17 protein-coding genes and 1 pseudogene are annotated in these 20,114 nt (G+C 27.8%); 2 read left to right on the top strand and 16 right to left on the bottom strand.

The annotated features are described in order from the left end of the window. Positions 1 to 155 precede the first annotated feature (155 nt). The 9 genes from BN899_RS02080 to BN899_RS02040 form a co-directional block, all read right to left on the bottom strand. Positions 156 to 614: a hypothetical protein gene (locus tag BN899_RS02080; RefSeq protein WP_042272247.1), complete on the bottom strand. Its 459-nt coding sequence runs from the start codon at positions 612 to 614 to the stop codon at positions 156 to 158. A gap of 153 nt (positions 615 to 767) precedes the next feature. After that, on the bottom strand, positions 768 to 1,217 hold the full coding sequence (locus BN899_RS02075) for a hypothetical protein (protein ID WP_042272244.1): 450 nt from the start codon (positions 1,215 to 1,217) through the stop codon (positions 768 to 770). A 177-nt stretch (positions 1,218 to 1,394) separates the two neighbouring features. Then, a complete protein-coding gene (locus BN899_RS02070; RefSeq protein ID WP_052356502.1) occupies positions 1,395 to 3,368 on the bottom strand; it encodes a 5'-nucleotidase C-terminal domain-containing protein in 1,974 nt (657 codons plus the stop codon). A 247-nt stretch (positions 3,369 to 3,615) separates the two neighbouring features. Next, positions 3,616 to 3,912, bottom strand: coding sequence for a hypothetical protein (locus BN899_RS02065; RefSeq protein WP_042272241.1), 297 nt, complete (start codon positions 3,910 to 3,912; stop codon positions 3,616 to 3,618). 139 nt (positions 3,913 to 4,051) lie between these two features. Further along, complete coding sequence (locus BN899_RS02060; RefSeq protein WP_042272238.1) at positions 4,052 to 4,702, bottom strand: hypothetical protein; 651 nt, start codon at positions 4,700 to 4,702, stop codon at positions 4,052 to 4,054. Positions 4,703 to 4,770: 68 nt separating this feature from the next. Next, a complete protein-coding gene (locus tag BN899_RS02055) occupies positions 4,771 to 6,066 on the bottom strand; it encodes a glycoside hydrolase family 16 protein (protein ID WP_147568470.1) in 1,296 nt (431 codons plus the stop codon). 154 nt (positions 6,067 to 6,220) lie between these two features. Next, complete coding sequence (locus BN899_RS02050) at positions 6,221 to 7,546, bottom strand: family 4 glycosyl hydrolase (protein ID WP_042272232.1); 1,326 nt, start codon at positions 7,544 to 7,546, stop codon at positions 6,221 to 6,223. Between the two features lies 1 nt (position 7,547). Then, positions 7,548 to 8,984 (bottom strand): PTS transporter subunit EIIC, encoded by a 1,437-nt coding sequence (locus BN899_RS02045; protein ID WP_081712131.1) that lies wholly within the window; start codon positions 8,982 to 8,984, stop codon positions 7,548 to 7,550. A gap of 20 nt (positions 8,985 to 9,004) precedes the next feature. Continuing rightward, positions 9,005 to 9,760 carry a carbohydrate deacetylase gene (locus tag BN899_RS02040; protein ID WP_278244942.1) on the bottom strand — a complete coding sequence of 252 codons (756 nt, stop codon included), beginning with the start codon at positions 9,758 to 9,760 and terminating at the stop codon, positions 9,005 to 9,007. A gap of 193 nt (positions 9,761 to 9,953) precedes the next feature. Here BN899_RS02040 and BN899_RS02035 point away from each other — a divergent pair, with 193 nt between their 5' ends. Next, complete coding sequence (locus tag BN899_RS02035; protein WP_042272226.1) at positions 9,954 to 10,673, top strand: MurR/RpiR family transcriptional regulator; 720 nt, start codon at positions 9,954 to 9,956, stop codon at positions 10,671 to 10,673. A 92-nt stretch (positions 10,674 to 10,765) separates the two neighbouring features. Here the strand turns inward: BN899_RS02035 and BN899_RS02030 are convergent, their stop codons facing one another. The 6 genes and pseudogenes from BN899_RS02030 to BN899_RS02005 all read right to left on the bottom strand — a co-directional run. Beyond that, the gene (locus BN899_RS02030; RefSeq protein WP_042272223.1) at positions 10,766 to 11,275 is read right to left on the bottom strand and encodes a hypothetical protein; all 510 of its coding nucleotides are present in this window, start codon (positions 11,273 to 11,275) and stop codon (positions 10,766 to 10,768) included. Positions 11,276 to 11,437: 162 nt separating this feature from the next. Continuing rightward, positions 11,438 to 12,721, bottom strand: a complete 1,284-nt coding sequence (locus tag BN899_RS02025) for an FtsW/RodA/SpoVE family cell cycle protein (protein WP_042272220.1) — start codon at positions 12,719 to 12,721, stop codon at positions 11,438 to 11,440. A 6-nt stretch (positions 12,722 to 12,727) separates the two neighbouring features. Next, a complete protein-coding gene (locus BN899_RS02020) occupies positions 12,728 to 13,057 on the bottom strand; it encodes a PadR family transcriptional regulator (RefSeq protein ID WP_042272217.1) in 330 nt (109 codons plus the stop codon). Between the two features lie 154 nt (positions 13,058 to 13,211). Then, on the bottom strand, positions 13,212 to 14,555 hold the full coding sequence (locus tag BN899_RS02015) for a sodium-dependent transporter (RefSeq protein ID WP_042272214.1): 1,344 nt from the start codon (positions 14,553 to 14,555) through the stop codon (positions 13,212 to 13,214). Between the two features lie 182 nt (positions 14,556 to 14,737). After that, positions 14,738 to 16,123, bottom strand: coding sequence for a tryptophanase (locus tag BN899_RS02010; protein ID WP_042272211.1), 1,386 nt, complete (start codon positions 16,121 to 16,123; stop codon positions 14,738 to 14,740). 239 nt (positions 16,124 to 16,362) lie between these two features. Continuing rightward, a pseudogene (locus BN899_RS02005) lies at positions 16,363 to 16,539 on the bottom strand (ABC transporter ATP-binding protein); the annotation flags it as partial. A gap of 343 nt (positions 16,540 to 16,882) precedes the next feature. On the opposite strand from BN899_RS02005, the gene BN899_RS02000 reads away from it, so the two are divergent. After that, complete coding sequence (locus BN899_RS02000; RefSeq protein WP_052356500.1) at positions 16,883 to 18,814, top strand: sensor histidine kinase; 1,932 nt, start codon at positions 16,883 to 16,885, stop codon at positions 18,812 to 18,814. 69 nt (positions 18,815 to 18,883) lie between these two features. On the opposite strand, the gene sstT is transcribed toward BN899_RS02000, so the two are convergent. Then, positions 18,884 to 20,107, bottom strand: coding sequence for a serine/threonine transporter SstT (gene sstT, locus BN899_RS01995; protein WP_042272204.1), 1,224 nt, complete (start codon positions 20,105 to 20,107; stop codon positions 18,884 to 18,886). Positions 20,108 to 20,114 lie beyond the last annotated feature (7 nt).

The raw sequence follows: 20,114 nt of genomic DNA, 5'->3' as shown, positions 1-20,114 counted from the left end.
ATAATAAAATATACACAAGTTGTATTTCATTTATTATTTTAGTAATTAATTTTTTATAAATAAATAATAACTATATAGACTAAAAACAAAAGTTATCTCAAGGTAATTACCTTGAGATAACTTTTATATATATCTTAAATTATTTAATTGTAAATTTACTTCTTTCTAGTAAGTGACTCTTTTATATCATTTAAAGAATTATTTCCTGTTTTTATTTCATAAGTTGCATCTAAAAATTGATTAATATCATCTGGATTAGCTAAATACAATAAAAAACTATCTAATGCAAAAGAATATGATGACAATGTATTGCTTATAGCCGAATACTCTTTTCTTAATGAAGGATTAGTTTCATTTTTGTATAAACTGCTTACTCTAGCAAGAGCATAATTAATTTCAGAACTACTACTAGCAATATCTTTTTTTATTTCATTAATTTCTTCCTTACTTTTATGTTCTACATCCATTATCTTTTTAGTAAGTATCGTCAAGTCATTTTTTATCAAATCTAAATCAGATATAAATTTTTCGATATCAGGATTTTGAGCATATGCAAAGGAAATACTTGTTGATATAAAAATAATTGAAAGCATTGTTATAAGTATTTTTTTCATTTCAAACCCTCCATAATATTATTAAATATATTATGCACTTGTTAGTAAGCTAATATGTTAAAGTATTTGCAATTGTTAATTTGGAATTTTATAAATAATTTGTTAAATTCATTATACCAATCAATATTTTTACTTTAAATCGTTTTGACTGCCTTATTTCTTTAAACTTTTCAAATACTCTAATGTAAGTCTCCCATTTTGTATCGCTCCAACTGCTTCAAAAAGTTGATTAGTATCATTTGGATTATCTATATATAATAAAAGGCTATTTGTTGCAAGAGAATATGATGATAATCCTTCACTTATTGCAGAAATTTCTTTCCTTAATTGCGTATCAGAGTTATTTTTGTACAACCTATTTATTGCAGCAAAAGAATAGTTAATCTTAGAACTATCATTTGCAAGACTTTGCTTGATTATATCCATTTCTTCCTTACTTTTATTCTCTATGCACATCAAGCTTTTAGTAGCCATCATTAAATCATTTTGTATCATTTCTAATTCAGATACAAATTCATCAGTTGAGGAACTTGGAGCATATGCAAAAGAAATATTTGTGGATATTAAAATAATTGAAGCCACTATAATAAATATCTTTTTCATTTAATAACCTCCATAATATTATTAAATATATTATGCACTTGTTAATATACTAATATGTTAAAGTATTTCTTATTATTAATTTGTAAGTTTATGATTAATTTATTAAATAAATATATTTAACATATAAAAAAGAGTTTTAGCATTTTTAAAGGCTAAAACTCTTTATTTATTGTCTTTTTATTTCATATTACTAAATCTTAATCCTACAAATGCAGCTCCACCTAATAATACGTATGACATTAAACTAATATCTCCTGTTTTTGGGTTATCTGTTTTGTCATTGTTATTTCCTTGGTTGTTGTTTGGCTTATTAGTTTGTGGCTTGTTTTCTTCTGTTTTATCTTCTTCTGGCTTAACAGATTCACTTTCTTCAAAATCTGCTTTTTTACCAGTTGTTATTCTACCTTCTGATTCCTTGTAATTAACTGTACCTAATTTCTTTATATAGTTTTCAAGTGCTTCATTTAATGCACTATATTCATTTACTATAGGTAATTTAGCAAATACAGGATAATCGTCCCCACCTGCTGCTGTAAAATCATTTGTTGCTACTGTATAAGTTTTATCCATATCTATATTTTTACCATTTACTTTTAAAGAAACTATTCTTTTCCCTATTGGTTGTTTAGGATCTACTACGTATTTCATTCCTCCAACGTGTGGGAATCCGCCAAATGAAACTCCGTAATTTTCAACACCAAACTCTAAAACTTCTTTTATTTGAGCTCCAGTAAGTTTTTTAGTTACTATAAAGTTTCCAAAAGGTAATACATTTACTATATCTCCTTTTGTTATATCACCCTTAGCTATACTTGAACGTATACCTCCACCATTAGTTAAAGATACATCTGCTCCAGTTTCATTTAACATAGCATCAGTTATTAAGTTACCTAAGTTTGTTTCTCCAAATCTAACTTTATCTCTTGATCCTTCTAAGTGAGTTTCTGTTTTACCAACCTTAACAGATAAAGCTGCTTTTTGCTCATCTTCAATTTTTTTCATCATAGATTCTACTTCAGGGTCTGGTGTTACAGATGATGCTTGTGACTTATTTATAAGTGAAGCATCTACATCTACCACTTTATTATTTTCATCAAATTCTATTTCAACTTTACCTAAGTTACTTAAGTACTCCCCTGTACTTACTAACATAGTATTGTTTACTTTTTTACCATTTTTAAAAGCAGTATGACTATGCCCATCTACAAATACATCTATTCCATCTACATCTCTTATTATATCTTCAGATGTTGGCTCACTTGATTCATCTACACCTATATGTCCAAGAGCTATTATTACATCTGCACCTTGAGATTTTAAGTTTTTAACTTCTGCTTTAGCTGTTATTCTTGGATCTTCAAAATCTAACCCTTTAACATTGTTTGGATGTGTTTTATAGCTAGTTTCTTCTGTTGCCATACCAAAGAATCCTACCTTTATTTCTTTTCCATTTACATTCATTACTTTTATAGCACTTGGTTTAAATAAAGACTCTCCGTTTTTCTTTATGTTTCCAGCTAAAGGTCTAAGCTTAGTGCTACCACTTTTTACTTTTGCATTTTGGAATAATTCTAATAATCTCTCATACCCGTAGTTAAAATCATGGTTTCCTGGTGCCATATATTCATATCCAGTAGCATTTAATAAATCTAGCGCATCTTGACCTTTACTTAAAGTAACAAAAGGTAATCCATGAGTAGTATCCCCTGCATCTACTAATATTGAGTTTTTAGTTTGATTTTTTATAGCTGCTACTACATCTAATCCTATAACTTTATCATTTCTTTGGAATCTTCCGTGCATATCATTTGTGTGTAATATAGTTATTTTATTATTTGTATTTGCTTTTTCTTCAGTTGCTTCTACTGTTTCACCTTTAGGTTCTTCCTTTGAAACTTCCTCTTTTGGAGTTTCTTCTTTTTTTGCTTCCTCAGTAGTATCTTTAGTAGGCTCTTTTTCTACATCTGGTGTAGACTCTGTATTTTCTTTTGAAGTATCTTCAGTAGGTTCTTTTTCATCTGTTTTTTCAACTACTACTGGCTGTTCTTCTTTTAAAACATTGTCTAATGCAAATATAGCGTGTAAATTTTGTCCTGCTAGTGTTGCTGCTATAGCAATTGCTGCTATCTTTCTTCCATTTTTCTTAATCATAACAAATCCCCTTATTTTTTAGTTAAATAGTATTTTTCGATGCAGAGAAAACGTATTTTATCGAACTTATTATTAATAAATTAAATTAATTTTCGTATTTTACTTTTATTATATCATATTTCCCACTTATTTCTATAAAATTCTACAATAAATTCATATCTATTTCATATTAACATGATTATGTTTTTTAAGTAAGTTATTTTATACAAAAAAATAAAAAAACAGGTAAAAAACCTGTCTTTTTTAATTATATTATACTTATTAAATAATTGTATATTTTTTCTAATTCTTCTTCACTGCCTTGTATGCAGTTTGGATATGAATAGGGTATATCTTCATAACTTTCTGGTGATGGTAGACCTGAACCAAATATTAATAGAAGATTCCCTCTAAGTACTACCCCTGATATAGCTGATACTTTTATGCACATTGATTTTGTTCTTGATTTTGATTTGAATATTGATTTTTCTCTACTTTTATCTATGTATATTTTATCTTGATTTATTTCTATTACTGTTTGTGTATTTGTTTCAAATCTTGCCATATTTCCCCCTTAAGTTTACTCTATTTTTATTTTACTAATTTTATAGTATCATCTATGTCATTTTTAAACAATTATATTAAATAAAATACCCTATAAAATAGACTTTTACTGTCTACTTTATAGGGTTAATAAATATCTTTTAAGCAGTTTTACTTCTTTTTGTTAAAGGACTTTTTTCTATATTAACAATCTTCCACTGATTTTCTACTTTTTCTAGGTAATATGTTCTTTTTTCTTGATAAACTTCATCCAAGTTCATCTGGTTTTTATCAAGATAATCTTTATTTGCTTCATTAATAATAAATTCCGATTCAACTGTTACCTTACATGTAGTTATATCTTCATTAAAATAATTACGATACCATATTAAATTCTCATGTTTTAAAGCTAGCTTATTATTTTTATACATAGAATCTACCGATTCTTTATAATTTCCCTTTTCTAAACCTTTAATAAAGTTTTCGCTATATAAATTATATTCATCTTCTACATTTAACTTATTAAAATCTCTATTATCTACAAACGAGCAATGTTTTTCTATAACATCTATTATTTGTTCTACATTCTTATTATCATTTGTTATCATTTCTTTATCATTACCATCTTTATCTAGTACAGTCCATAAAGTTTGCTTACTTCTCTCTTCTTGCTTTTTATCTTCTTCTTTTGAATTTATCTCACTATTTTCATTTGAACTACTACTAGCTAAATTAGTTTTCTGCTCACTAACACTACATCCAACAAACATTGAAATCATTAAACAAATTATAACTAACTTTAAAATTTTCATAATATATTACCTCTTTCTTTTACAAAAGAACCTAGAAAAATCTAGGTCCTTTTGTAAATATATTAAGTCTATTTAACATCTAATGTTGTAGGGATTAACTGCCATTGGCTACTCCAATATCCCTTAGGAACATTTCCATATTGAACTGAACCATTTTCATCTTCAGTGTGCATATATGAATTAGGTTTCCATCTATTATTAAATCTTAAATAATTTTCTTCATTTTCTACTTTCCACTGAGCACTATAATAAGTCGGAAGTACCTTTCCATGTTCTAATAGTCCTGTTTGATTTTCTATGTGTAGATACTCATCTGTTTTTTCATTTTTTAGACGAACGCAATCACCTGCTTGTTCTTTTTTCCAAATTCCATTTGTTTCAAACTCATTAAGGTCTCCATATGAAACTTTATCACTATTCTCTTCTATATATAAGTATTTTCCTGTTTCTCTATTTTTTATATGGTATGAAGGTAATTTATATCCACCATCTTTTTTCCAAACACGGAAGTAATCTATAGCCCACTGTTTAGGCCAAACATCATTATGTTGTCCTGAACCTGCATCTGTATATATATTTAAAATTGTACCCATTGGATAATCTGGTGCCTGATTTATTTCTTTATATAATTCGTTATCATAATAGAATTTAAGACTTCCTGGTGACCAATCAAGTCCATATATATGATATTCAGACGTTGGATTTCCTGATGGAACAGGTTCTTCAGAAAGCATCCAGCTTGTTTGGAAGTTTGGATCATTCCATCCATATGCTGCAATTCTCCAAGTATCTGGTTTACTAAAGAAAGATTCTATAATATCTATTTCTCCAGTTTCTTTTGAATTAAACCAATCATCAGTATCATTTTGCATACCTACCATCCACCAAGCTTGATGACCGCCTCCTCCACAGTCAGCAAACTTTGCACGTATTTCAAAATATCCATAAGTAGTAGCATATCCTACCCAAGGATCTCTATCTTGGTTATCAGTTGTACCACTAAAATTGTGAATCCAGTTTTTATCAAATGACATTATAGCAGATGAACGAACTTTTCCATCATGTTCAGGACTCCATGGTTTTTGGTCTTCTGTTATGTATTCTATTAAAGAACCATTTTCAAACTTATATTGTGCTTTTGCATTTTCTGGATTTTTCGTCCAGTGAGGCAAATAATAATCAGTCCATTTTGTCTTATCTAATTCTGGACCATTAAATTCATCTGAAAAATCTAGTGTATACCCCTCTTTTGTGACAGGATTAGGTGGCTGATCCGCTGCATAAACTGATGATGTAAAAACAGTAGTTACAACCATTAATAGTGCCATTAAACTTGCTAAACTCTTTTTCAAGATTTTAAACATAATATAATCCCCCCTTAAAATAATCTTATTTGCTCCCATATATTGCTAATATTACAATATACTCTACTTTTTCTCCACAATTTTTATATTTTTATAATATAAACTCATAAACACTCATATCCAAAAGAATCTGAGTGTTTATAAGTGTGGTTTATTATTTTAATGTTGGCCAGTAAGCTTTATTAGCTTCCATTAAATCATCTAATACAGCCTTACCTACTTTATAAGAAGGTATTGTTTTATTAAGTAATATAGCTTCCATTGCAGTATTGTAAGATCCTGTTAAGGCTGTTTCTACTGTTAATTTTTCATATGCCTTTTGCATTTCCATCATACCTTTATGGAATGTTGGTATATTTCCAACTGTAACTGGTTCTGGTCCTGTTGATCCAACATAACATGGAACCTCTACTACTGCATCACTATTAAAATTATTAATAGCTCCATTATTTTTTATATTTATAATAAATCTTTCTTTAGTATCATGTATTATGGCATTAGTTATATCTACTATATAATTTCCATGAACTCCACCTAATAACTTAGAATCCTTAGCTGTTCCTAATTCTATAACACGTTTACACTCTTCAAATACTGTAATTTCTCTAGTACTTAATACATAAGAACCTCTTGTAAACTCAATATCATCTGATTCCACCATTTCATCTGCAAAGTAATAATATTGTAAGTAGCAGTTAGGGAAATACTGAGGATACATTTTAAACGCTTTAACTACGTTTTGGAAAGTTTTAGTCCAGTAATCGTCTCCTACAATCTCTTCATTATTTTGTATTAATCCCTTTAACTCTCCTGATTCCACCTTTTCTCTTATTCCTGGTAATAAGTCTTTTCCAGATTTATCATAAATATTAGTCCACCATCCAAAGTGGTTTAAACCAAAGTATTTGAAAGTTAAATCTTTATATGGTATATCTAAATACTCTGCTAAAGTTTCTTCTATACTTATTGGCATATCACATATACATAAACATTTAGCTTTAGGGAATTTCTTATATATAGCTTCTGAAATTATAGCTTCTGGGTTAGTGTAATTTAATATCCAAGCATCTGGACAAACTTCCTGAGCAACTTCTACTATTTTCAAAATTTCAGGTATAACTCTTAGTGCAAAAGAAAATCCTCCTAAGCCACAAGTTTCCTGACCTACAACTCCATGCTTTAAGCATATTTTTTCATCAATTTCTCTTTGATTATTAAGGCCTGGTCTGATTTGAACATATAAGAAGTTAGCATCTTTAAAAGCTTTTCTTATATCTGTTGTATAAGAAACTTTAATATCTGAGTTATTATCTCTATAATAAATTCTTGTAAACTCGCCTATAAGGTAGTTTCTTTCTTCGTTATTATCGTATAATACTATTTCTTCTAATTGTAAATCTTTTGCACGGTTTCTAAGTACCTCTACTATTCCAGGTGTATGAGTGGAACCTCCACCTACTATTACTATTTTATTTCCCATATTATATTCCTCCTTCACTTGCTGATTCACTTAATATTGCATTAAACTCTTTCATTACATGAACTACTTCTGTTCCTACTATAATTTGTATATTGTTTTTATTTACTTTTACTACACCTTTTGCCCCTGTTTTCTTTATATTATCTTCGTTTATTAAGTTGATATCTTTTATTTCTAAACGCATTCTTGTAACACAGTTTTCAGCGTTAACTATATTTTCAGCTCCCCCAACATTTTGTAATAATTTCTTTGCCATATATGCATAGTTTGAATGAGATAATTTTAATGAACTTTCATCCATATCTTCAGTGATGTTTTCACTTCTTCCCGGAGTCTTTATATCTTTTTTAAGGATAAGTGTCTTGAAAGTAAAATAGTATAAGAAGAAGAATAATACCCCAACAGGTAAAATATAGATTACATTATTACCCATATTCCAGTTTAGCGTTAAGTCTATAATATTAAATCCAAATGCAAAACCAAGTCTTGAATCAAATAAGTATAATATCGCCCCTGCTAAACCTGTAAATACTGAATGTATAAAGTATAAAAGTGGAGATATAAACATAAATGAAAATTCAATTGGCTCTGTTACTCCTGCAAACACTGAAGTTAATGCACCACTATTTGCTAATCCTTTTACTTCTTCTTTATTTTCTGGACGTGCAGTTTTATACATTGCTAAAGATATACCTGGTATTCCAAATACCATAATTACGTAAAACATTATTAAGAATGATCCTGCACTTGGATCTCCTGCTAAAAATCTTGTCATCTCTCCTGTTACCACCGTTCCATTTGCTGTTGTGTAACTTCCTAACTCATAAAATATGTACGCATTAAAAACATGGTGTAAACCAGTTGGTATTAAAACACGGTTTAAAAATCCAAATAAAAATACTCCTATAATTCCCATTGATCCAAGACCTATTGCAAAAGTATCTAACCCTGCTTCTATTGGAGGCCATATAAAACTAAATACTCCTGCTAAAACAAGTGAAAATATTGGTCCTAAAGTTATAGCTAACTTTTCCCCTGCAAAGAAAGAAAACATACTAGGTACTTTCCAGTTTTTACTATAATTATATATAGTAGCAGTACTTATACCCGATACTATACCTCCAAATACTCCCATACTAGTACTTTCATTTAAATAGGTAAGCGCTTGCCTAAACACCATAACGGAAAGTACTCCTGCTAAAACTGCTGATGATTTGTCTTTACTCTTTGTATATGCAAGTATACATCCAACAGCAAATAATAAATCCAAATTTCCAAATACAACATCAGATGCAATTTTTAATATGTCTAAGTTTAGTAAATCTGGTTGACCAAGTCTAGATAAAAGACCTGCAACAGGCATAGCAACAACTGGTACTAGCATTGCTTTTCCAAGCTTAGATAATTGATTACTAATTAATCGAAGTGAATTAGTCAAAATAATATCCCCCTTTAAATTTATATATTATTATAATTACAAAGTTCTATATCGTATTTATCTATAAGCTCTTTCATATAAGGATCACATAGTATATCTACTTCTCTTATTCTAGCAATATTAAAAGATGATCCTTCAAGTAAAGGGCTATCTAAAAATGCTGGATGACACATTGCCTCACTTTTTTCAAACTCAATATTTTTAAGTATATTTGATTCAATAACTTTAAAACATACCTCTCTAACTGACATATATTTAGTAGTCATATCTCTAATAGGGTCATAATTACATAAATCTAAGAAATTTATTTCACTATTCTTTGTTGCCCTGTTACAATTCCTAACAGGTAGGTTGTATTCTTTTGAAAGCATATTAACAACTTTTGATGGTTCTTCAAATGTATGTATATGGTGATGGGAGTCAATATGGCTTAATTTAATCCCAAATGAATATAATCTATCTATTTGAGCTTTCCACTCATTATAAAGCTCATTTTTATTAATATTTACAATTCCTTTTTCAAAATCACTTAACTTATAAAAATAGCCATCTTCCTTTGTTAATGAACTTACACTATTCTCTAAAATAGGCTTACCACATGTCAATGTTAAGTGTACCCCTATTGCCAATTTAGGCATTTTTTTAGATAATTCAACTGCATGTTTTGTCCCTGGCATATTTGCCATTAATGTTGTAGATGTTAGCACACCATTTATATGACTCTCAGCTATTCCTAAGTTAACAGCATGAGAATATCCAAAATCGTCTGCGTTAATAATTAATTTTTTAATCTCTGTCTCCCCCTTTTCCTTTGATATATTTTAAGTATATATCCTTTTTACTTTTATTAATATACTTTAATCCCCTTTTGTAACGGATGTACAATAGCGTAACATGTTTCATAATATAAATGGTTTATGATATAATTTATCTATATTAAATTCGGAAAAATATGGAAAGGAGATACCTATGAACAAAACATTTCATGTTGGTAGAATCTTTAAAAATCAAAATTTATCAGATTCAGAAATAAAGATACTTGAGTACATGTTTGCTAGTCCAGAAAAAATAAGAAAAGAAGGTATAAGACAACTTGCTAAGTCAAACTTTACTTCTACAGCCTCTATTATTAGATTGGCTAAAAAGCTTGGATATAGCGGATACAATGAACTAATTTTTGATGTAAAAAGAATGACATCGGATATTGAAGTTAACAGCATTAAAAACGAAAATAGTTTTTCATGGAATTCAAAACGTCCTTTAACTGACTTAAATGAATTGTCTAAAACATATTTAAATAAGGATAAGTATATTTATTTATATGGGGAAGGATTTTGTGAGTTTGTAACAGGATACATACATAGAAAACTATTAGTAAAAAAGTATCATGTTATATTATTGCATGGACTTGAAATACCTATAGTACATGAAAAAGAACATAACCCTACTTTAATAGTTATATCAAAGTCTGGTGAAAATTTTGCTTGTATTAGAAAAATTGAACAGCTATCTGAACTTGGAGGAGATATTATATCTATTACTTCAGATTCTAATAGTAGCATAAGTACTATTTCTGATGTATCCCTTTCCATACCTGTTAGTCATGTTGCAGATATTAAAAATGAAGAATTTACAACTTTCTATGGAGATAGTATAAACCTTTTAGAGAATTTATTCTCTAGGACTTAATTAAACAATTTAAATTTAGTACTTTAGAAAGCTTTTTAACAGTACCCTTAAAGTATATACAAAACTGTATTTTTCTACTTTAAGGGTAATCTTTATATCATTGATTTATAATAATCAAATGTACTTTTTACGCTATCCATAAAATGTTGTATTAATTTTGAATAGTCCATTGTATCAATATCTTTAACTCCTTCAATAAATACATCTACTGATTGTTTCATATTTTCAAATATTTTTGAAGCATTCGTTGCTAATTCTTTTCCTTTTGAAGAATCTGAATTATTTGAGATATGTTTAAATCTTTCATATTCATAGTTCATTTTATTTGAAATTTTATTAAAAGCATTAAGTTCATTTTTTAGATTTTCTGAAGTAACATTCTTTTCCCACATTAGTTCTTTTGCTATGTTTAAATATTCATTTATTGATGATTTTATAGAAGTTCTAGCTTCTTTTTTTATCTCTTTTTCTGTGTAACTTTTACTTTGTTCTATTTTCTTTATATTAGAATTATCTGTTTTATCTATAAATTTGCATCCTGCCATGTTAATAGTAAATAATGATACAATTAAAAGCACTACAAATTTTTTATTAATTTTCATAATAGCCATCTCCTCCTTGATTGATAAGTATATATTAACTAATCAAGCTTAAATAACTATTATGTTATCCTTAAATATATCTTAAAAATTTATTATATAAATAAAAGGTTTAACATTTTAACTGTAACATAGCAACTAGTTGCATATAAATTTTTATAATATTTATACACTAACTAATGTCTTTCTTCTATATACACTAGATAAAATACCTATCATTATGCAGTTAATAAGTACATTCATTCCCCCAACACTTATAAATGGTAGTCCAAATGTTAAAGGTGATAATCCTATTGAATATAAAATAGTAGCTATAAATTGAAGTGATAACATACTTACTATAGAAGCAGTAATTAATTTTCCAAAGTTATCTTTAACTTTAAATACTAGTACAAAATTTCTAACTAAAAAAGCTACAATTACAACTAAGCTAACCATTGCCATTATCCATCCTAGAGAATAAGCAATACTCGTAAATATTAAATCAGTTCGAAGTATATTAATCTCTATATTACTTTGGCCTATATTTTGTCCAAATAAAGTAGCATTATCTAATAATTTCATAGACTGAGTTTGAATATATGTACCTGGATGGTCAAACATACTTCTAAATAATCCTGGCATAAATGCTAATAATCTATCCTTAAGATGTGGTGTACTTAATATTTTAAGAAATACAGTAATTATCCCTAATAATTCTATTAAAATTACCCCTAGCTTATATTTCTTTGGTGGTTTTGACATAAAAAATATTATATTAACTGTAAATATATAAAATAGTGCCATTGTAGCATTTGGTATAGCCATTAAAGCAAGTATAGGAATTATAGATAGTATAGTTAAAATTATTATATTCTTTATTTTACTTAAATCTAATAATTGAATTATCCCAGATAATGATATTAAAAATATCATTGTAATTAGTAATGATACACTGTTAGATATAGTATCTACACCATTAGTTTTATAACCAAAAACTCTAGTTAATAATACTATTAAAAATGTTATACCATATATTTGATAACTGTATTTTTTTATCTTTCTATAGTCAAATTTATAGATACCTATACCTACAATTCCACCTAGCATAGCACTTAATATATTTTTATAAATCATCCCCTTGCTTACTAAATCACTTTTCATAAGTGAGTACATAGCTAATACCCCAATAGATAAAAGTCCTATAGTTAAAAATATTGTTATATAATCTGGTCTTGGTTTATGTACTTTATTTAATCTTTCTCCTATCTTTTTAGGATTCCCCATTCTTTTTATAGCTTCTTCTATTGCTTTTTCTTCACTTAATCCATTATCTATAAATTCATATACAATTTCTAATATATGAGATTCAAATTCCATTTTAACTTCATTATGAACATCTTTATTTTTAATATGTATTATTATGTTATCTAAGAAATCTTTTATATTTTTGTTATTCTCTAAACCCATATTATTTTAATCCTCCAGTAATATTGTATTTACAGTGTTAGTAAATAGCTTCCATTCATCTTCTTTTTCCTTAAGTTGTTTATTCCCTTTATCTGTTATTTTGTAGTACTTTCTCTTTCTAGCACTTTCTCCCTCACTCCAGAAAGACTCTACCATTTCATTGCTTTCTAATGTGTGTAGTATTGGATATAACGTTCCTTCTTTAAAGTTGAAAACTCCACTAGATCTTAACTCTATCTCTTTAATAATTTCATATCCATACATATGCTTTCTTTTTAATAAACTTAAAATTAATATTGTTGTACTTCCTTTTAGCAACTCTTTATTTATTTTCATAAGCCCTCCTTATATACATAGATTTACTATGTATAGTAAATCTATGTATATAATAATTTATTTTATGAAATATGTAAAGTTATTTTTATATAATTTTTACATACAAAAAGAGCAACTTTAAAAGCTGCCCTTAAATATTTAAATAATTTAAATTTTATCCTATCCCACCAAAGATAATTCCGCCTATTATAACTACTATTGTAAGTGTAACAAACACATACTTAGTCATAGGCTCAAACCATTTTCCAAGAGGCTTCGAAATACCACTTTCTACCTCTGATCTTGCTATTTTTGTTCCTACAACCCAGAAAAACATTATTCCTGCAAGTAGTGCTCCTACAGGAATTACATATATAGATAATACGTCCATCCAAGTACCTAAAACATCTCCGTTTTCAACAAATAACCCTACAAAAAAGGCAACTGAACATACTGATATTACTGATACCTTTCTACTTAACTTAAATTTATTTTGTAATGCTTCTATAGGAACTTCTAATAAGTTCATAAGAGATGTTATAGATGCAAATAAAACTGATATAAAGAAAAGTATTGCAAATAAGTTTCCTGCTGGCATTTGTTTAAATACCATTGGTAGTGTTATAAATAAAAGTGGAGGACCTGCTGTTGGGTCAAGATTAAATGCAAATACTGCTGGTATTATAATTAACCCTGCAATTAATGCAGAAAGAGTATCAAATATCGCTGTATTTCTAGCACAACTTGGAACATCTATATCTCGCTTTAAATAACTTCCGTATACAACCATACCAGAACCAGCAAGTGATAGGGAAAAAAATGCCTGACCTAGAGCATAAATCCATGTTTTTGGATTAGATATAAACTCCCATCTAGGAATTAGCATATATTTTATTCCTTCTATAGCTCCTTCTAAACTTACAACTCTCACAAGTATAACTAAGAATAATATAAAAAATATTGGCATCATAACCTTATTAACTTTTTCAATTCCATTTGATACTCCAAGTATTAAAATTAATGATGTTATAGTAATACCTGCTAAATGCCATCCTACACTTCCAAAAGAACCTGCTATTTCTCCAAAATATGCTCCAGAATCAGGTGCTGCTAGCATAGAACCATTAAGTGCTCCAAATAAGAATTTTATAAACCATCCAACAACTACTGCATATCCAGTTGCTATTCCTAATGCTCCTATTACTGGTATAATACCTAGTACTGTACCAATTTTTTTATTCTTATTTTTCATCTCCATAGCTTTTTCAAAAGATCCAATTGGTCCAGTTTGAGTCATACGACCAAATGAAAACTCTCCTATAAGTCCTGTGTATCCTAATATTCCTACAAATAATAAGTATGGTATTAAAAATGCAGCTCCTCCAAATTGTCCTGTTCTGTATGGAAACATCCAAATATTTCCCATACCAACTGCAGAACCTATACATGCAAGTATAAATCCTACTTTTGAACTAAAGGTATCACGACTTTCCTCTTTCGCAATATTTTTATTAGACATAGATTCACCTCTTTCATTTTTTATTCTGAATTTTAAGAATTTTTAAGGTGTCATTTAAGAATTGTTTTATTAATTAAGATAGGTATGAATTATTTCTTATACATTATAAAAAGGGCGTCTTAAAATATACTAATTTTAAAGTTTATAATTAAGCTATATTCTAAGACGAACCCTTATTATTCTTATTTATCTATTGGTTTAAGTTTTGATGTGAAGTGACGAAGTACTTTTGGTTGCCAAGTTATTTCATATCCTTTTATTTCATGTGCTCTTTCTTTTATAGATACTAATGCATCTACAACTACATCTAAATGAGCTTGAGTATAAACTCTTCTTGGTATAGCAAGTCTTGTAAATTCCAATTCAGCTTCTCTTTGCTCTCCTGTTACTGGGTCATTATCTAGCATATATGAACCTATATCACAACTTCTTATACCTGCTTCTATATATAACTCTATGGCTAAAGATTGAGCTGGGAACTCATAATATGGTATTTGTGGAAGAAGTTTTTTAGCATCAACAAATACTGCATGACCTCCAACTGGATATTGGAATGATATATTTTCTTCTTCAAGACGAGAGCCAATGTATTCCATTTGACCTATTCTATAATTTAAATAATCAAAGTTTATACCTTCATTTAGGCCTATTGCTAAAGCTTCTAAATCACGTCCAGAAAGCCCTCCATAAGATACAAATCCTTCAAATGATATTGTTCTACTTTTTACAGCATTATAGAATTCTTCTTCATCTCTTATTCCTATAAGTCCACCTATATTTACTATTGCATCCTTTTTAGAACTCATAGTAAATACATCTCCATAGCTAAACATTTCTCTAACTATTTCTTTTATTGTTTTATCTTTATATCCATCTTCTCTAGTTTTTATAAAATAAGCATTTTCTGCAAATCTAGCTGCATCTATTATTACTGTTATATTACTTTCTTTAGCAACCTTATATACCTCTCTCATATTTTCCATAGAAACTGGTTGCCCACCTGCTGTATTGTTTGTTATTGTCATTATTATTGCACCAACATTTTCGCTCTTATATTCATTTATAAGTTCTTTCATTCTTTCTACATCCATATTACCTTTAAATGGTGCATAAGTAGTAGTGTCTAGTGCTTCTTCTACTACACAATCTATAGCTTTAGCTCCTGTAAGCTCAACGTGTGCTCTTGTTGTATCAAAGTGCATATTAGATATTGCAATTTTTCCTTCACTTAATAATAAAGGCATAACTACTTTTTCTGCTGCTCTACCTTGATGAACTGGTTGTATGTATTTATATCCAAATATGTCCTTTGCAGAATCTAATAAATTAAAATAACTACTAGCTCCCGAATATGATTCATCTCCTAGCATAATTCCAGCCCATTGAGTTGAACTCATAGCTCCTGTACCACTATCCGTTAATAAATCTATATATACGTCTTCTGCCTTTAGTGCAAATAAATTATAATTTGCTTCTTTGATTTTTTCTATTCTTTCTTCTCTAGTAGTCATTTTAATCGGTTCTACCATTTTTATCTTAAATGGCTCAGCTACATATTTTTTACTCATAAAACTTATCCCCCTTATATTTTATGATGATATAAATATATAAGATAATTACTTTCATAAAAACATTGTAACAGTCCAAATAAGCGTTTTCAACGTTTATCAAACTATTATTTTCTATCAAATTACTCTTTATTTCTAGTAATTTATTAACTATTTCTTTAGTTGTTTCTACTTCATCAAGTCCCTTTATAAAAATTATACTGTTATCATGATTTTCTCCTTAAATTATTCTAATTATATTAACATACTCTTCCATCTTGTATTTTTATAATTCTATCAGACATAGATGCTATTTCATTATTATGAGTTATCATAACTAAAGTTTGTCCAAAACTTTTAACACACTCTTTTAATAAATCCATTACCTCATCAGTAGTTTTACTATCTAAATTTCCTGTTGGCTCATCTGCAAATATTGCCATTTCAATCATTTTAAAACTCCTTAAGTAGACTATCTATTGCAAATTTTATTCAATTTTATTTTACTATATTATACTAATTTTTATAATTATAATTGAAAGTTATAATTATAATCCTTCATAAAAGCTATATTTTAGTTATATATTGACAATGAGTATCAGTATATATATTTTATAGTTTTACCTTGTATAAAAAAGTTATTAACAGATTTTTTATGAAGTCGAATTAATATATTTAATGTAATTATTTGTTGTACTGTTATAGATATTTGCAAGTTATTATTATGATAGAATAAAATGAAACTAAATTTTAAACATAAAATAATGGAGAGAATTATACATGAAAAAAGTAATATCAATGATATTTTTAATATCTATTATTATGATATCGGGAGTATCTAGTGATGTAGGTACAACCTCAAAAATTAATAAAAGAAAAATATTATACTTTCAATCTTATAATAATGTTTTTAATGGATTATCTAGCAAACAAAAAGGAGAATTATCTAAAGTTTTAGGTAATGAATTTGAAGTTAGATCCATTTCTATACCTTCTGATAGAATAACTGATATCAACAGTGAAGAGAAAATATATAATACTCTACGCATGTATACTATAGATTATAATAAATACGATTCAATAGTTGTAAACGGAGATAGAGCATTAGAATTTATCTTAAAATTTAAGGAAGATACATTTAAAGATATACCTATAGTATTTTTCGGTATAAGAGATAAAAATCTTGAAAATAAGGCATTAAAATACAATCTTGTTTCAGGAATTAGATCATCTGATTTATTAAAACCAAATATAGATTTAGTAATTGAAAATCATAAAAACGTTAAGAATATACATATTATAAGTAATTCTAAAAAAGATCTTAATGATGAAAATATAATAGATATTAAAAATAAGTACATGAATATGGGTGTAAATATTAACATTATTGAAACAAGTACTATGAGTTTAAAAGATTTTAGTAATATTGTATCAAGTTTTAATGAAAATGATGCTATCATAAAAGTTGCTCCAGGCGATTTTAATGATTCATTTTTAAATATATCTGATTTTACAGCACTTCTAAATTCATTATGTAAAGATATACCTGTATATAGTGTAACTGGTTTTGGTATAGAAAATGGAGCAGTTGGCGGAAAAGTTATGAGTGATTATATGAATATTCAAGCTTCCACTAAAATAGTAGATTATATAGTTGAAAATAAACCTAATAAATCTATTGATGTTAATCAATCACAAATTAGTGTTCATGTATTTGAAATAAATGCACTAAAAAAATTTAATATTAATAAAAGTCAACTTCCAAAAGGTTCATATATATTAAATAGTTTTAAAGATATTATGTTTAGACATGAAGGTATTATGAATAAAGTTATACTTATTGGAATTTGTATATTTATACTAATTCTTTTCATGATATGCTATATTATACATAAACAAAAATACGAAAATGCATTAAAAAATGTATTAAAAGAATCTAAAAATCTAAATAAGTTTAAGTCTCACTTAATATCAAATGTTAGCCACGAATTAAGAACTCCTTTAAATGTAATTATATCTTCAGTTCAACTATTAAGGTATAAGTCTAAAAATTCTAAGGAACTCACTGAAAGTACATTTGATATTATAGATAATAATTGCAATAGACTATTAAGGATTACAAATAACTTAATTGACATAGACAAATATGAATATGGTGAATTAAATTTAAAATTAGAAAATATAAATATAGTTAATTTAATAGAAAACCTTGTTATATCAACTTCTCCACTTGCAAGTTCTAAAAATTTACATCTAGTTTTTGATACAAATGATGAAGTTATTAATATGGCAGTTGATATAGATAAAATCGAAAGAGTTGTTCTTAATTTAATATCAAATGCTATTAAATTCTCAAAATCTAATGAAGATATAAATATAAATCTTATTAAGGATAAGAATAGATTAAAAATAATTGTAGCAGATAAAGGAATCGGAATTTCAGAGAAAAATTTAAGTAAAATATTTAAAAGATTTTCACAAATAGATACTAGTCTAACTAGGAAAAATGAAGGTAGTGGTATAGGCTTAGCAATAGTTGATTCCTTTGTAAAGTCACATAATGGAACTATTACTGTGAAATCTAAGTTAAATGAGGGAACAGAGTTTATAGTTGATTTACCTATATTTACATTAGATAAAAATATAAAAGAATACGGTAACTCTAATTCCTTGTATAATGCAAATTTAGAATTATCGGATATATACCTATAAACAAGTTACTTTTAAGTAAAAATAAGAAATTCAAGGATAATTTATTCCTTGAATTTTTTATTAAAAAAATTATTTATTTTTTATTTTTTCTTTACGAGCCTTTGAAAACTCTGCTACTGCTGTAAAAAGTACATCTGTTGATGAATTAAGTGCTGTTTCACAAGAATCTTGTATAACTCCAACTATAAAACCTACTCCTACTACCTGCATAGCTACATCATTTGGAATACCAAATAAACTACATGCAAGTGGTACTAATAATAATGAACCTCCTGCTACACCTGATGCGCCACAAGCACTTACTGCTGATAATAAACTAAGTAATAGTGCCATACCTATATTTACTTCAATACCAAGTGTATGAACCGCTGCAAGTGTTAATATTGAAATTGTAACTGCAGCGCCACCCATATTTATAGTTGCACCTAATGGAATTGAAACTGAGTAAGTATCTTTATTTAAATTTAACTCCTTACATAAACCCATATTTACAGGTATATTTGCAGCTGAACTACGTGTAAAAAATGCTGTAATACCACTATCTTTTAAACACTTGAATACAAGTGGATATGGATTTTCACGAATACCAATATAAACGATCAGTGGATTAACCACAAGAGCAACAAATGCCATACATCCAACTAATAAAACAATTAACTGTCCATAACTAATTAATGACTCTATTCCCTTTGCAGATATAGTATCAAATACAAGACCCATAATTCCAAATGGTGCAAAATTAATTATCCATTTTACCACTTGTGATAATGCGTCAGAAACATTACTTATCATTGTTTTAGTAGAACTTGATGCTTTCTTAAGTGCAACACCAAGAATTATTGCCCAAGATAATATTCCTATATAGTTAGCATTAAAAAGTGCCTTAACTGGATTATCGACAATATTCATAAGTAGTGCCTTTAATACTTCTACTACCCCTCCCGGTGGAGTTACATCATTAACACCTGAACCAAATGTTAATGTAATTGGGAATATAAAACTTACAATAACAGCCACAAACCCTGCTAAAAATGTACCTAAAAGGTAAAGTAAAATAATTGATTTCATGTTTGTTTGCTGACCACTTTTATGAGAAGAAATAGCCGCTATTACTAAGAAAAATACCAGCATCGGAGCAACTGCCTTTAGTGCACCTACAAACAATGAACCAAAAATAACGATTGGCTTTGCAGTATTAGGAATTGCCAAAGCTAAAACAATCCCAATAATTAAGCCTACTATTATTCTTTTAACTAAACTTATTTTGTTCCACTTGTTGATTAAATTTTTCATACTCTCC

This window comes from Faecalimicrobium dakarense, assembly GCF_000499525.1.
In the GTDB taxonomy this organism is placed as follows: domain Bacteria; phylum Bacillota; class Clostridia; order Peptostreptococcales; family Peptostreptococcaceae; genus Faecalimicrobium; species Faecalimicrobium dakarense.
This window is presented reverse-complemented; position numbering and strand designations above follow the sequence as displayed.